This is a genomic window from Brevinematia bacterium, from assembly GCA_039630355.1.
Classification (GTDB): Bacteria; Spirochaetota; Brevinematia; order DTOW01; family DTOW01; genus SKYB106.
In genome coordinates, this window is record JBCNVF010000119.1 from 1 (window position 1) to 15385 (window position 15385).

Genomic DNA, 15385 nt, shown 5'->3' on the forward strand with positions numbered 1-15385 from the left:
GGAGCATAGAAAAAGTATTAATGTTTTGTCATAGTTTATTCAAAGAACAATTTTTAAATATTGTTGAAGCAGAACTTCCACGCATTTGACACAACCTGCACTGTCCTGACCCACCAGTTGCTGTTATACCTACTCATCGCAACACCAGGTGTAGATGTCCACCCACTACCATTGTTATAGTGTATATTCACATTACTCCAATCGGGCCTGTAATAATACACCGTGACATTGTTAGTCGTAAATGGCTGATTTGAGAATGTAATCTGATTAGTAACGCTGATGTTATTCGAATTATCTATTGCATACACTCTAGCTGTATGTAATCCATAAGAAAGATTAACATTGTAACTCCAAGATGTTGTCCCACTAGCAAGCACGAATGAACCACCATTTATGGACACATACACTCCCTTAACACCACTTTTATCATCGGACGCAGTTCCGGATATAGTAATATTTGTTGAGTAAATGATCTCCCCATTAGCAGGTCTTACGATAGCTACAGTAGGCCTTGTACTGTCAGTTGGATCGTTAAGATAAAATAAATAAACTACTTTGACGCTACTACTATAGCTACAAAGTTTGATTTGCACTATTCGCCACTAGATCCTTGATATAAGTCCTTAATAACTTTACTCTAAGACTGCAATAGCGCAAAGGATATGATAGTCTTGAGGAAATAAATTTGAATTTAGTTACTGCTATGCGATAATATAACTACTGAGAGGGTCAGATGAATGAGATAGGTGAACTTGAGAAGGTTTTCATAGATGAGTCTGTTGATATGATACAAACCTATGAGATGAGTATTCTGAGGTTGGAAGAGAATCCTAAAGATGTAGAAGCTATCAATTCCGCCTTTAGGGCTGTTCATACCCTTAAAGGTGGTTCTGCCTCAATGGGTTACAATAACTTAGCGAAACTCTCTCATGTTATTGAGGATCTGCTTGACTCGGTAAGAAGTGAAAAGATTTCGTTGACACAGCAGATAATTTCTGTCCTGTTTGATGGGGCTAAGCTACTAAAGGAAGGTCTGAACTTGATATTACAATCTCTTGATCTTAACCAAGAAGATGTAGAAGTATTCTCTAGAGAGGTTGAGAGAATCTTGCCAAAGGAGGGTAAAAAACCTGAGGAATCGTTACCTAAAGTTAAGAGTTTGCCCGAAACCATAAGCTTGGAGAACCTTGACTTACCCACAGAGATTGTAGGAGAAATTCAGAAAATTCTCTCTGAAAACAGGAAAGTTTATTTGTTGGATATTTATTTTAGAGAAGATTCTCCTCTTAAGGAAGTTGGTATCCTACAAGTCTTCTCAATACTTAAGGATAACTCTCAGATAGTTGAAATGAAGCCTTCTTTGGAAGAGATATACACCAGATTTTTTGAGAGAGTGAGTTTTGTCATAACTACTGAAGATATTCAAAAACTAGCTAGCAGGGTAAATATTTCTGACATAGTCAAAGATATAAGATACAACGAGATTGTGTTATCGGAGAGAAAGCAGGAAAGTAAAACTGTAAAAGAGGTTTCTGACGCTAGTGAAGTAAAATCTTCTATACTTCGCATAGAAAGTTCCAAAGTAGATAGGCTTATGAACATTGTTGGTGAGTTGGTAGTCAATAGGTCAAACATAAACGAGAATATGTTCTATCTCGGTGAGATGATTTCTGATATTTCTGAGCAATATTATGACATAATGAGGAATATAAGATCCTTAGCATCACAGATATCTGTTGATGTAAAGGAATTAGGCGAAGAGATGGCAGAAAAGCTTCAGGACTATTTAAGTAGTATAACTAACATTACATCAATGATAGGGCAAACCAACAGTAAAATAACGGAGCTTAAGAAAAGGTATGATAACTTATCTGTGGGAATAAAACTCTTTAACTCTATTTCAATGGAGATTCAGGAAAGAGTCACGAATTTGAGGATGATACCGATAAGGTATCTTTTTTCAAGGATTCCATTGTTTGTGAGAGAGGTTTCTTCGCAACTTGGCAAGGAAATAAACCTGATTATAAAAGGGGAAGATACGAATCTTGATAAATCTGTGATAGATGAGCTTTTTGATCCAATAGTGCATATAATTAGAAACTGCATTGATCACGGAATTGAAAGCAAGGAAGAAAGGCTTAGAAAGGGTAAACCAGCTAAAGGGAACATAGTAGTTGAGGCATTCAATGAAGGCAGTAGTGTAATAATAAGGATAAGAGATGACGGAAGGGGGATAGACTTTGACAAAATCAGAAAGAGGGGAATAGAAATGGGACTGTTAAAAGAGAAACTGAACTATGACAAAGAGTACTTGCTTTCTTTGATATTTCTACCAGGTTTTTCTACTAAAGAGGGGGTATCCTCCCTTTCTGGAAGAGGAGTGGGAATGGATATTGTCAAAGCGAGGGTTGATAAGCTTAGAGGGAGTCTATTGATCAGCACAGGTAAAGACAAGGGAACAATATTCACTATAAAGCTTCCATTGACAGTAGCTATAATGAAAGTTCTACTGTTTGAGATAAAGGAAGTGATATTTGCTATTCCTGTAAACTCAATAGAAGAGGCTATTACCATAAAAAGAGATGAGATAACAACTTTTGAGGGTAAGTCGGTTGTTAAGATAAGGGATGAAGTTATAAAGGTCTACTCTCTTAGAGAGATATATTTTGAAGATGGGGAGCTTGGGGAAGAAATAGATGTTTTGATTGTTTCTTACCTTGGCAAAAAATATGCTTTAGTGATAGACAAGTTTCTGAAGGAAGAGGATATATTCTTAAGACCTATAGATTATACATTGGTTTCACCACCGGGAGTGGTATCTGCTACCATTCTCGGTAACGGTAAGATTGGCTATGTTATGGACATAGGTAACTTAGTAAGTTATCTTGAGAAGCGTGTAAAAAGTGAGCTTCCGTATCAAGTGTAACCTATTTACTAAAAAGGGCCATTTTCAGCGTCTCAAGTGAAAGAACTGCACATTTTAGCCTAGTTGGGCTTAAATCTATTCCTAGTGCTTCAATAAGGTCGTCCTTGGTCAAGTTTCTGACAAATTCTATATCCTTTTCCTTGACGAGTTCCGTTAGTATTGAAGCTGAAGCTTGGCTTATTGCACAACCCCTACCTTCAAACTTTATATCCTTTACGATCTTTTTAGATTCGTCAAGTTTTATGTAAAACCTTACCATATCACCACAAGCTGGATTTCCGCCTTCAAAAAACACATCATATTCCTGAATTTTACCATAATTTCTTGGATTTTTGAAGTGATCCAGTATGTGTTCTAGGTAGATATCATCCATGGTTTTACAATCCTCCTATTCTAGCCGGTGGCCAAAACCTGACAACCCCTTTGCCTATGATCAATTCTTCTGACACAAGCCCCCAGTATCTACTGTCACTACTTTCGTCTCTATTATCCCCCATGACAAAGTAGTATCCTTCCGGGATTCTATTTTGTTTTAGGGAATTCTTGACCTTCTCAAGATCCTTTTTGAAATACTCCAGATTTGGAAAGTAAGTTTCCGGTATACCTTGTGAAGAAAGGATGAGCCTTGAGCTTAAGTCATACATATAGTATAGATTAGAGATTGAAAATGTCCTGATGACTCCATCTTCGGAAAGAGTTTCACCCTTTAACCTCATTACCCACCTTTTATCGCCAAAACTTTCTTCAAAGTATGTCCAGTTTCCCTCCCTCCTAATAATCTCCCTTTTGAGTTTGTTTCCGTTTATGTAAACTTCGTTACTGACAATATCAAGAGTGTCTCCTGGAACGCCGATAACCCTTTTTACGAAATATTTTGGCTCATTATCAACGTTTATAACTGAAAATGTGATAAGTGTCACAAACTCCCTTAGAAAACCCGGTGAGCGATAAGTTGGATTTTTGAATACTATTATGTCACCTCGTTCTGGTTTGTAAACTCCGGGAGTTTTAACGTTAATTATAGGAAAATTTATGCCGTATATCGGTTTGATTACTATTATTCTATCTCCTATTTCTATTGTTGGTATCATTGAGCCAGTTGGTATTGCAAAAGCCTCAAGAATAAGAAGCCTTATCACAAATGCTATTATATAAGCCTCACCGATGACTCTTAAGTTCTCCAAAATTATTTCTTTAATACTCTTCTTTTTCTTTTCCTTTTTTCCCATACTTTACCCTTACCCAAAACACAGAAGTATACGCTAAAATGCGATTACTTAGAATATCAACTCGTTCTACACTCACCTCAAGCCTACAGACTCTTTGAGCATACGTTGAAATATAATTATATTACCAATCAGTTTTGAAGTTCAAAATCACAATAAATTCCGAAGCTGAAAATCCTAGTATGACGCTATAACAAACACTGTATTGAAATTTATCTTATTTCTCCTCTTTTTTCTAAAAGGAAACTATGCGAATTATACCAAAATATTTTGACTTTTCAAACTTCTTAACGACATAAAATAATACACTAGTAAATCTCAAAAGCATCATAGCTCTTTTCTAAAGAGCTTTCGGGACATAATGAGTGTAATTCTCTCATCTCCACAAACAGAAGTTAACACCACCTTACCAACACATTTTGGTGTGAAAAGAGTCTTTATCGCGTTAGTTCATTCTTGGGAGATTAAAGCGATTTCGGAGTATTTTCAAAATCAGCAGACACTAAAGTTTCAATTGAAGTTTCACACGAAATTAAATATATTTTACAACTGGAGGTAGATTATGAATAGATTGATCTTTGACGATAGCTTAAAGACAGGGATAGAGATAGTAGATGAACAGCATAAAAAGCTTATAGATGCAATAAATAACTTTTTGGATAAATTGTTAGATTCTAATGCTAAAGTCATTTTCTCAGAGGTGGAGAAGGTGTTTGACTTTATGGCTGAGTACTCAGTATTCCATTTCCAGACTGAGGAGAAGATGATGGAAGAGAATTCTTGTCCAACGTTAAATCTCCATAAATCACAACATCAGTTCTTTATTATGGAGGCAAATAAACTGAAGTTTGATTTGAAAACCAAAGGACTAACTCCAGAGCTTTTGAGCAAAGTTCAGTATTTGCTACTGGATTGGGTCAAAAATCACATTACGGAAATGGACAAGAAGATATGCACCAGAAAGGAGTAGAGCTGTAAAGAAAAACTTTTGCCAAATTCTTGTCTCGAACTTAAAGAATTTTAGGTTTTGCTATGTTGAATTAGTTCGTATATCTTCTCTGCTATGCCTAGTGGAGTATTCACAGCAATAAGCTTTGAATATTCCCAGTAAAGAAGGTCCCGGAAAATATCTTCCCTGTATCCTTTCAAAAATCCTGTTTCGTTTATACTCTTCCTCATCTCCTTCAGCATAAGGTTAACGAATATGGCCTCAAACTCCTCAGAAACATCCTTTAATTTATCTTTACTGCCTCTGCTAATACTAAAGTCATCTCTTAGCCTTTCAATTTGCTTTCCAGCATCAAAGAAAAACTTAATATCCCTTACTTCATTGATCATATTAAGATTTATCGGTAGCTTGAGCTTTCCCTAAAGCTATCAGAGCAAACAAAACTTTTTCTGCTAAAATAGTGACTCCTCACATAAAGAGTTTCAACCCAAATTGGTTTCCGAAAGCTTTACAACAAGTTCCAAAAGCGCCTTTCTTCTATGGCTTATCTGATTTTTCAACTTTGGTCCTAGCTCTGCAAATGTTTTGTCATACCCCTGAGGTATAAACACAGGATCATATCCAAACCCATAGTTTCCCTTAGGACTGTAGGATATGCTCCCCCTAACTACCCCTTCAGAGAATATATACCTGTCTTTATCATACATAAAGACTACACAACACACAAAACTAGCATTTCTGTTTACCTTACCCTCCATGTTCTTGAGTAGTTTTCTAATTAGGCTCTCTTGAGTTGAGTTTGGTCCAGCGTATCTGGCAGATAGAACCCCAGGTTCACCATTTAAAGCTTCAACTTCCAGTCCAGAATCTTCGGCTATCACCGGTATTTTGAATAAAGAGTAATAATACTTGGCCTTTATCAGGGCATTCTCAAAAAACGTTCTACCATTTTCCTCCGGCTCTTTAACCTTCTTAAGGTTAGATAAAGACAAAAAACTCACACCTTTAAGAAAACCTGAAAGTATACTCCTTATCTCCTCAAACTTGTGCTTATTCGTTGTTGCTATAAGAATCTTACCAAATTTTAACCTCATAAGTTTTATCTAGAAAATTCACGTCGTAACCATAACTCCTAAAGGTTTTAACTATCCACATCCTTAACCTGTCTTCGTAAACCTTCAGTGAAAGTTGCTGTTTGAAGTTTTGGTCCTGAGTGATCATAGATTTAAATTCCTCTTTTGACAATTCTGTTTCCTCTCTTGATAACAACTTCAAAGCTATTGCGTATTCCTTCCCCTTAAGCTTCAACCCCTTTATAGGATAAGGCAGAGGTTGCCCTAACTTGACATTAGCAATGGGTCCTAAAAACTCCATCGGAAAACCTTCTCTAACAAGAAGATGAAAAGATTTCGGCTGTTCAACAAATTTAGTCGCCTCAGGAACTAGGTATTTTCTAAGCTTATTTTCTGCTAGCTGAACTGCCTGCCTATACTTTTTTTTCTCCACTAGATTACTTATCTCTAAAAATACATCTTCTATTTCTTTCTCTTCCTTAAGTGTTATATTAGCTGGCAATAGAACAGATATAATTATGAAACTGGCTTTCACTGTTTTAAGATTTTGCTTATTCTTTTCATATAACTGCCCTACCATTTCGTTAACTTCTTCTTCAGTAGGGTCTCCAGAAAGATAATTCTTCAGCGTATCCTCAGATGTTACAATTCTGGAGAGAATGTATTGCTGTTTAATCTCTGAAATATAGTCATGCAGAAATAACCTCTCCTTTTTCACTTCTTCCCTAAGTTTTTCATCAGTTATACCAGAGATAATCTTATTATCATCTGGAACTATTACATTTTTCTCCTTTCCTATGAGAAAAACCATCTTCTCAATTATCAATCTCTCCATAATTTCTTTATCCAAAGATTGCAAGTTCCCTACATTAGTCAAACTGCCAGTGACATTACTAATCCTAGAGATAAAAAAGAGTTTTCTCTTTTCAAACTCTAGGAGAGTTATGGGCTCTTTATCACCAACAATGGCTATTACTTTATCTAGTATCTGGTTTTGCGAAAACGCTATCTTTGAAAGAAACAGTAAAAGTAAGATTGCAATCAAACGAAATTTCATATCAACTCTCCTGCTTATGAAGTAATTATATCTTTGTTCCTTACTAATTAACAAGTTTTTAAGACTAAGATTAATACATCTAAGAGTAATCAAGATCCCAAGCCTTTTATTCACTTTCACTCCATTTGGTTCCAGATAGTGTTTGTTCAATCACAAAGTCTAACCTCACACAAATCTTTTAGGCGTTTGCTGAGAGAAATGTTTACTCAGTCCCGACAGGGACTGCGAAAAGAATAAAAGAAAAACTACACCTACTGCTAAATTTTAGACTTTATTAAACACCCCGAGATAAGTTGAAAATTCTCTATCTGCTGATGTAACATTTCACGGAGGCTCACTAAGAGTTAAGTCTGAGAAAAGTAGTTTTTTGAGAGGTAATCTATGCAAGACGAAAAGGAGAACAAGAAGAAAGCCCTTTTGGAAGCTATAAGCAGAATCAAGAAGAATTATGGAGAGAGTTCGGTGATGATTCTAGGTGACGAAAAACCTATTGAGAAAGTGGGGGTGATCTCAACAGGTTCTATAATGATTGATAGGATAACTGGTGTGGGGGGAATACCGAGAGGAAGGATAATTGAGGTTTACGGACATGAAGCTTCTGGTAAAACTACCATATGTTTGCACATAATAGCAGAGGCTCAGAAAGAGGGAGGTATTGCAGCTTTCATTGATGCTGAACATGCGTTAGATCCAGCTTATGCAGAAGCAATAGGTGTGAAGATAAAGGATCTAGTTATTTCTCAGCCTGAATCCGGAGAACAAGCTCTGAACATCGCAGAGAACTTAATAAGAAGTAACGCTGTTGATGTGATAGTTGTTGACTCCGTTGCTGCACTGGTGCCAAAGGTAGAAATAGATGGAGACGTTGGTGAACAAACTATAGGAGTGCAAGCAAGGCTAATGAGTCAGGCTATGCGTAAGCTCGCTTCTGTCTCTGCTAAACACAATACCGCCATCGTCTTCACAAATCAACTAAGAATGAAAATCTCAACAGGTTTTACCTACGGAGGACCTCAAGAAACCACCACCGGTGGCACTGCCCTAAAATACTACGCATCAATGAGAATAGAAACAAGGAAAATAGAAAGCCTAAAGAAGGGTGAAGAAATTGTAGGAATGACCTGTAGAGTAAAAATAGCCAAAAACAAAGTAGCAATCCCCTTCAAGTTCGCCGATATTGCTATATACTACGGCAAAGGAATATCAAAACCCTATGAAATCCTCACAGTAGGATCAGAACTAGAGATTATCAAAAAAAGCGGTAACTGGTATTATTACAAAGATGAAAAGCTAGGAAATGGCATAGATCAAGCTATAGCTACACTAGAACAAAAACAAGATCTGGCAAAAACCTTGGAAATCCTAATAAGAGAAAAAATAGGACTTCCTATACCACAATACCTAAAATGAAGAAGATTCAGGTAGACATAGTGATAGACCTAAGAGCACCCGAAGAGTTTGAAAAAGATAAAGGATTTTACCATTCCCTAGGTGTAGAAGCAATCAATCTTGACTTCTTCAAAGCTCCTAAGGAGATAGAAAGCTTTGACAAAGAAAAATCTTATTTTGTGGTTTGTAATAGCGGAGTGTTTAGCGAGATAATCTCTAAACTAATGCTCTCAAAGGGGTTTAAAAATGTTAAAGATTTTAAAGGAGGAATAGAAGAGTTTAGGAAGATGCTAGATGAAAATCAATAAGAGAAAAGTATTAGGAAGAGTAGTCCTTTACGCATCTATCCTCAGCTTAGGCTTACTAGTATCAATTCTCTCATTTGAATTTGGCACCACCAACGTAAGTTTCATAAGATCACTTATTTTCGGAGTGGAAGAGAAAACAGATCTGCAGATACTGAGAATAAGAGTCTTACAGTCTTTTGCCGTACTACTGACAGGAATAGCCTTAGCAATCTCAGGATTTATTTTACAAAGAATTATGAGGAATAATTTGGTTGACCCTGGGATAACTGGAGTTCTATCTGGTAGTGCCTTGGGAGTAACTATCTTCTCAGTTCTAAGTATTGATACCATAACAAACTTCTCAATGATGAGGATAGCATTTTCTTTAATATTTGGCCTTCTAGCAGGAACTGTAGTAATGCTGATCTCGGCAGTTAGCAAAGATTCCCTAAAAGTCGTAATATTCGGAGTAATGCTAAATTCCTTCCTATCGGGCACTATAGTTCTAATCCAATCTTTTCTAAATCCTTATAAATTGCAACAGACATTCTCGTTCTTACTGGGTAGTGTAGTTATCCCTAGTAACCAATTTGCTATCATATGTGGGGTAATTGTTCTAGCTTCAGCTATTGGATTGATCTTTTTTTCTAAAAAGCTTGATATTATTTCTTTAGGAGATATAGACGCCCATGTTTTAGGTATAAACATTAGATTGTGGAGAAGCGTATTTCTAGTTTTTACAATACTTCTATCTTCTACCGCCGTTTCTCTTTCTGGAGTAGTAGGCTTTGTTGGGTTTGTGATTCCAAACATCGTTTCACTCCTTTTCCACAGGCTATCCTTTCTAGATACAAAAGATGGTATCATACTCTCTGGTATCATCGGGGGAACCTTTCTCCAAGCCTGCTTTGTAGTTTCAAGAATTCTTTTGCCAATGTACGAACTGCCAATAGGCATTATAACAGGATTAATAGGAGCTCCAATATTCTGGTTAGTCCTGCTTAAAATGAGTTTGAGTAAATGAATCCTATAATTTTACTCCATAGAAGGAAATTGTTATAATTACTCTGTTGAGAGTAGGGAGAATTTAGTTATGGGATTGAAGGTAATAATACCTGTAGCAGGTAAAGGAACTCGCCTTAGGCCGCACACCTTACTCATCCCAAAAACCTTAATAAATGTAGCCGATAGAAAGATAATTGACTACATAATGGATATAACGAAAGATGTTGAGGTTGAGGAATATATTTTTATAGTAGGTTACTTAGGGGAACTGATAGAGGAGCATATAAAAAGAGCATATCCTAGGGTTAATAAAAAGTTTATTCTTCAGGAAAACCCTAAAGGTTTAGCACATGCAATAAGTTTAGCCAAGAACCAACTGCTTCCTTCAGACCAAGTCCTTATCGTCTTGGGTGATCTGATCCTTTTTGCTGATATCCGAAAAGTCATAGAGGAAACTCCAAAGGGGGAACACAAGATTGGTGTTATAAACGTGGAAGATCCACATAGGTATGGAGTGGTAGTTTTGGAAAAGGATGGAAGATACATAAAAGAAACCGTTGAGAAGCCAAGCAAACCAATATCAAACCTTGCTATATCCGGAATATACTATTTCTCAAAAGCAGAACCTCTTATCAGTGCGATAGATTACATAATAGAAAATAACATTAAAACAAAAAATGAGTATCAACTTACGGATGCTCTGATGGAAATGATAAAAAGAGGTGAGAGAATTGGGGTGTTTGAAACTAGCGAGGTTTACGATTGTGGCAGTAAAGAAAAGCTTATAGAAGCAAACAACAAGTTGCTAAAAAAATTTCACAGTAACGGCATAAGCGGGATAAATGTCAAAAATTCCGTAATTATCCCCCCTGTCTACATAAGTCCGAACTCACTAGTGGAGGACTCCGTTATAGGACCTTTCGTCTCAATTCACGAAGGAGCATTGGTCAAAAACTCCATAGTCAAAGAAAGCATAATAGAGGAAAGAGCAAAAGTTGAAGGAATGATCATTGAAAAGAGTTTGATAGGTCAAGAAAGTATCGTTGAAGAAAGCTTTAGAGAGCTTAACATAGGGCCTCACTCTGAATATAAGAAAAAAGGATTTTAAAACATGGGGAAAATTGAGATCTTAAAAGAAGAGGTAGTGGCAAAAATATCCGCAGGTGAAATTATAGATGCTCCTTATTCGGTGGTGAGGGAGCTTATAGATAACTCCATAGATGCAAACAGTAGTAGAATATCAGTAAATCTAATTGATGGAGGTAAGAAACTAATAGAAGTGATTGATGATGGCGAAGGAATGGACAAGGAGGATCTAGAAAAGTGCTACCTAAGACACTCAACAAGTAAGATAAGAACCATTGAGGATCTATACAGTATAAAAACTATGGGATTCAGAGGAGAAGCTCTGGCAAGTATTGCTGAGGTATCAGAACTAGAAATAGTATCAAAGCCAAAGCATCAATCAGAAGGGTATAAACTCTTAATCAAGGGAGGAAAACTTGTGTCCATCACTCCCCATCCTTCACCAGATGGAACAGCAGTAAAAGTAAAAAACATCTTTTTCAACCTCCCAGTTAGAAGGAACTTTCTAAAAAGCGAAACAACGGAGTTTAGAAACATTCTAGATGTTTTCGTAAAAAAATCAATTCCTTTTCCAGAAATATGTTTTGAACTATCACATAACCTAAAAAGAGAACTCTTCCTGCCAAAGACAGAATCCATAGGCGAGAGAATAAAAGCAGTCTACCCCGAGATCAAAGAATTAAATTACAGCAAGAAAAAATTTGATGAAATGGAAATAGAAATCTTTTTCTCAAAACCTTCGGTATTCAGACCAACAAGAAACCTTCAACAACTCTTTGTCAACAGACGCTTTGTTGAATCAAAAACCTTCTTTACTGCAATATCAAATGCATACTCAAACCTCGTCCCAAAAGGCAACTTCCCAATAGTTTTCTGCTTTGTTTCAGTAGATCCATCACTTATTGATGTTAACATCCATCCAGCAAAGAAGGAGGTAAAGTTTAAAAATGAAGGAAAAGTTTTTCATTACATCATAAAACTCATAAGAGAAGGAATTTCAAAATTTGACCAGGTTTTAGACATTGACGAGACTTCCTTTGAGTTCACCAAATTTGAAACAGACCTAAAAAGGTCAATAGAAAGCTTTTTAGCAAAAGAGAAAGAAGTTATCCCTAGATCATACACAGTCAGAAAACCTCAATCCACATCACTCCACATTCAGTCTAAAACTCAAACCCAGACACTACTAAACCACTTTCCCAAAGCAGAGCGTAGAGAACTCAGACCGATCTTTGAAGAAAAAACCAACATAAAGTTCGTAGGAGAAGTATTCCATACCTACCTGATCTTTGAAGATCAAGATAACCAGAAACTTATAATAATAGACAAACACGCTGTTCAGGAAAGAATAATCTTCTCAAAACTCTACGAAAATCTGCTAAACGGCAAAGAACTACCAAAGCAACTTCTACTATCCCCTACAAAAGTAGAACTTTCTAGAGAATACTCAAGCATCATTTTAGAAAACAAGGAGGTTTTTAGTAAACTAGGATTTGATGTTGAAGTTTATGAAAGCGAAGTAAATATTTTAGCAATTCCTTCATTCTTTAAAGCTGAAGGAAACCCAGAAAACATCATTCTAGAGATATGTGAAAAAATAAAGGAAGGGATGGAACCAACACCAGAAAATATTCTCTCGGTCCTATCTACAATCTCTTGCAAAAGTGCGATAAAATCTGGTGAAACGATAACATCTTCAGAGGCATATAAGTTGCTAGAAGATGCTACAATTAATAACGCTTTCGTATGTCCACATGGCAGACCTTCACTTGTCTATGTAGATAGAGAAAAGCTGGAAGAGGTTTTTTTAAGATAAGGATTTAAACATCAGGAAAGAATTAGCGACGAAGAGATTGGTAATACTTGCAGAGATCTACCAACTTGCACACATCACACCGAGGCTTTACGGGCTTACAAATAGTTTGTCCAAAAGATACCATAAGGTGGTTTATCTTCTTCCAGTAGTTTTTTGGTAATACTTTCATCAACTCAACTTCAGTTTCCTCAGGAGTTTTGGTATTAACAAGGCCAAGTCTGTTAGAAATTCTATGAACATGGGTATCTACACATATGACATTTTTACCAAATGCAGTAGATAGAACAAGATTTGCTGTTTTTCTACCAACACCTGGGAGATTCAGAAGATCGTCAATATTCGCAGGAACATTACCTCCATACTTTTCCAAAATCTCTTTTGCAATTTTTTTTATAGCCTTTGCTTTGTTTCTGTAAAAACCAACAGGATATATCATTCTCTCAAGCTCTTTGGTAGATATCTCCACAAAATCTCTGGCTTCTTTAAGATCCTTAAAGAGTTCACTAGCAACAGAGTAGGTTATTTCATCCTTGGTTCTAAGACTTAGGATTGTAGAGACTAAAATCTGAAATGGTGTTTTACCCTTTAGAGAGCTATACCTTTTGACAAGAGATTCCTCATTTTCCCAAACTTCTTCTAGAAAAGAGATTATTGTTTTTACTTCTCTTTTACTGATTCTCACATTTATATAGTGTTAATCATTGCTTTAACGAAAGCATTGAAGACTGGATTTGGAGAAAATATTGAAGACTGGAACTCTGGGTGGAACTGCACTCCAATCATGAACCTACTGTTAGAATTCTCCAGAACTTCCACTAGACCAGTATCGCTGAATCCCGAAAAGACCATTCCGTTTTCTTCAAATGAAGGTATATATTCTGGATTGAACTCATATCTATGCCTGTGTCTTTCGTAAACCTCTTCCTTCCCATATTCCTGGTAGACCACTGTATTTTTCTTCAGAAGAATTTTTTGAGCCCCTAATCTCATAGTGCCACCCTTTATCACAACTCTCTTTTGATCATCTAGCATAGATATGACCGGATGTGATGTTTTTGATTCAAACTCTAGGCTATTAGCATCACTAAGCTCACAGACATTTCTAGCAAACTCTATTGCCATTACCTGCATTCCCAGACATATTCCCAGAAAAGGAATATTGTTTTCTCTAGCAAACTTAGCCGAAAGTAGTTTCCCTTCAATCCCTCTTTTGCCAAAACCTCCAGGCACAAGCACACCATCAACCTTTGAGAGAACATCTTCAAGCTCCCCTTCGGAAACTTTATCTGCTTCAATACTTACTACTTTAACTCTGACCTTGTTTTCCACACCTGCATGGAAAAGAGATTCATAAATACTCTTGTATGCATCTCTAAGTCCTACATACTTCCCAACCATTGCTACAGTAATTTCATCTTCAATTGATTTAAAAATCTCTATCTTTTTCCGCAGTAAAGAGAAGTCAGGAGTATAATGCTGAATACCTAAAAGGTCGCATATGGTTCTATCCATCTCCTGCTCAACATAGGAAAGAGGAACTTCGTAAATAGTGCTCATATTAAGAGATTTTATTACAGCTCTCTCTTCTACATTTGTAAACAAAGCTATCTTCTTTATCTCATTTTTTGAAAAATCCTTTTCACTTCTACAGACTATCATATCAGGTTGAATACCCAATTCCCTAAGTTTAGCAACTGAATGTTGTGTAGGCTTGGTTTTTATCTCATCCGAGGATGCTAGATAAGGAAGGAGAGTAACATGAATAAAGAGACAGTTTCTTTTACCCACTTCTAATGAAAACTGCCTTATAGCTTCTATGAAAGGAATACTCTCAATATCCCCAACTGTTCCACCTACTTCAACAAGAAGAATATCAACCTCCTCTCCTTCAAAATATCTAGCCTGTCTTATCATGTCCTTTATCTCATTGGTAATGTGTGGTATAACCTGAACAGTTTGCCCAAGATAGTCTCCTCTTCTCTCTTTCTCTATGACGCTTTTGTATACCTTTCCGGCGGTAATAGAACTTACTTTGTACATTCTTTGGTTCAAGAAACGCTCATATGTTCCTAGGTCCAGATCGGTCTCTCCTCCATCAAAGGTCACAAAAACCTCCCCATGTTGATATGGACTCATCGTTCCCGCATCTACATTGAGATATGGATCTATCTTCACAACATTAACTTTGTATCCCATTGATTTAAGAAGCAAAGCAACAGAAGCTGTGCTTACCCCTTTACCAAGAGAAGAACACACACCACCTGTGACGAATATGTACTTTGTAGTATCTAACTTCATAGCTTCCCTTCACCCACAAACTAAATAAAATACAACTACAACGCTATTGTTTCAAAAACTTTTGTATCCCCCGCTGGGGGCCTACTTACTCCTGCACAACCATTAACCAAAGTTATCACTAAGATTGTAAATGAAAATACTCTAAGCTTTTCAAGTAATAGAGATAAGCAGTTTAGTAAAACGTTTTGCAACCCACCATTTTTCTTTGAATTGTATATCTATTTCTGGAAACCCCCCACCTTTTTTCAACACTTGAAAAAATTTTGCGTCCAG

General features: G+C 36.5%; 15 protein-coding genes. 7 read left to right on the forward strand and 8 right to left on the reverse strand.

Annotated features, from left to right (window positions below; translation table 11 throughout):
- Positions 1-53: 53 nt before the first annotated feature.
- On the reverse strand, positions 54-593 hold the full coding sequence (locus ABDH28_07585; protein ID MEN2998875.1) for an Ig-like domain-containing protein: 540 nt from the start codon (positions 591-593) through the stop codon (positions 54-56).
- Between the two features lie 140 nt (positions 594-733).
- Here ABDH28_07585 and ABDH28_07590 point away from each other — a divergent pair, with 140 nt between their 5' ends.
- Positions 734-2926, forward strand: coding sequence for a chemotaxis protein CheA (locus tag ABDH28_07590; GenBank protein MEN2998876.1), 2193 nt, complete (start codon positions 734-736; stop codon positions 2924-2926).
- A 1-nt stretch (position 2927) separates the two neighbouring features.
- Here the strand turns inward: ABDH28_07590 and ABDH28_07595 are convergent, their stop codons facing one another.
- Entirely contained in the window at positions 2928-3299 is a 372-nt protein-coding gene (locus ABDH28_07595) for an iron-sulfur cluster assembly scaffold protein (GenBank protein MEN2998877.1), read from the reverse strand.
- A 4-nt stretch (positions 3300-3303) separates the two neighbouring features.
- A complete protein-coding gene (lepB, locus tag ABDH28_07600) occupies positions 3304-4155 on the reverse strand; it encodes a signal peptidase I (protein MEN2998878.1) in 852 nt (283 codons plus the stop codon).
- Positions 4156-4714: 559 nt separating this feature from the next.
- Between lepB and ABDH28_07605 the strand changes: the two genes are divergently transcribed.
- Positions 4715-5122 carry a hemerythrin family protein gene (locus tag ABDH28_07605; protein ID MEN2998879.1) on the forward strand — a complete coding sequence of 136 codons (408 nt, stop codon included), beginning with the start codon at positions 4715-4717 and terminating at the stop codon, positions 5120-5122.
- A gap of 50 nt (positions 5123-5172) precedes the next feature.
- Here the strand turns inward: ABDH28_07605 and ABDH28_07610 are convergent, their stop codons facing one another.
- From ABDH28_07610 to ABDH28_07620, 3 genes are all read right to left on the reverse strand, one after another.
- On the reverse strand, positions 5173-5490 hold the full coding sequence (locus tag ABDH28_07610; protein MEN2998880.1) for a rod-binding protein: 318 nt from the start codon (positions 5488-5490) through the stop codon (positions 5173-5175).
- A 93-nt stretch (positions 5491-5583) separates the two neighbouring features.
- The gene (rdgB, locus tag ABDH28_07615; protein MEN2998881.1) at positions 5584-6195 is read right to left on the reverse strand and encodes an RdgB/HAM1 family non-canonical purine NTP pyrophosphatase; all 612 of its coding nucleotides are present in this window, start codon (positions 6193-6195) and stop codon (positions 5584-5586) included.
- Positions 6176-7231: a hypothetical protein gene (locus ABDH28_07620; GenBank protein ID MEN2998882.1), complete on the reverse strand. Its 1056-nt coding sequence runs from the start codon at positions 7229-7231 to the stop codon at positions 6176-6178. Before ABDH28_07620 ends, rdgB begins: the two co-directional genes overlap by 20 nt.
- A gap of 381 nt (positions 7232-7612) precedes the next feature.
- Here ABDH28_07620 and recA point away from each other — a divergent pair, with 381 nt between their 5' ends.
- The 5 genes from recA to mutL all read left to right on the forward strand — a co-directional run bounded on the left by recA (position 7613) and on the right by mutL (position 12814).
- The gene (recA, locus tag ABDH28_07625; protein MEN2998883.1) at positions 7613-8641 is read left to right on the forward strand and encodes a recombinase RecA; all 1029 of its coding nucleotides are present in this window, start codon (positions 7613-7615) and stop codon (positions 8639-8641) included.
- The gene (locus ABDH28_07630) at positions 8638-8928 is read left to right on the forward strand and encodes a rhodanese-like domain-containing protein (GenBank protein ID MEN2998884.1); all 291 of its coding nucleotides are present in this window, start codon (positions 8638-8640) and stop codon (positions 8926-8928) included. Before recA ends, ABDH28_07630 begins: the two co-directional genes overlap by 4 nt.
- On the forward strand, positions 8915-9931 hold the full coding sequence (locus ABDH28_07635; GenBank protein MEN2998885.1) for an iron ABC transporter permease: 1017 nt from the start codon (positions 8915-8917) through the stop codon (positions 9929-9931). The genes ABDH28_07630 and ABDH28_07635 overlap by 14 nt, the downstream gene beginning before the upstream one ends.
- A 69-nt stretch (positions 9932-10000) precedes the next feature.
- A complete protein-coding gene (locus ABDH28_07640) occupies positions 10001-11020 on the forward strand; it encodes a sugar phosphate nucleotidyltransferase (GenBank protein ID MEN2998886.1) in 1020 nt (339 codons plus the stop codon).
- Between the two features lie 3 nt (positions 11021-11023).
- The gene (gene mutL, locus ABDH28_07645) at positions 11024-12814 is read left to right on the forward strand and encodes a DNA mismatch repair endonuclease MutL (protein MEN2998887.1); all 1791 of its coding nucleotides are present in this window, start codon (positions 11024-11026) and stop codon (positions 12812-12814) included.
- Between the two features lie 22 nt (positions 12815-12836).
- Here the strand turns inward: mutL and nth are convergent, their stop codons facing one another.
- Both nth and ABDH28_07655 read right to left on the reverse strand, forming a co-directional pair.
- Positions 12837-13496 carry an endonuclease III gene (nth, locus tag ABDH28_07650; GenBank protein ID MEN2998888.1) on the reverse strand — a complete coding sequence of 220 codons (660 nt, stop codon included), beginning with the start codon at positions 13494-13496 and terminating at the stop codon, positions 12837-12839.
- A 2-nt stretch (positions 13497-13498) separates the two neighbouring features.
- Positions 13499-15112: a CTP synthase gene (locus ABDH28_07655; GenBank protein MEN2998889.1), complete on the reverse strand. Its 1614-nt coding sequence runs from the start codon at positions 15110-15112 to the stop codon at positions 13499-13501.
- Positions 15113-15385: the final 273 nt, after the last annotated feature.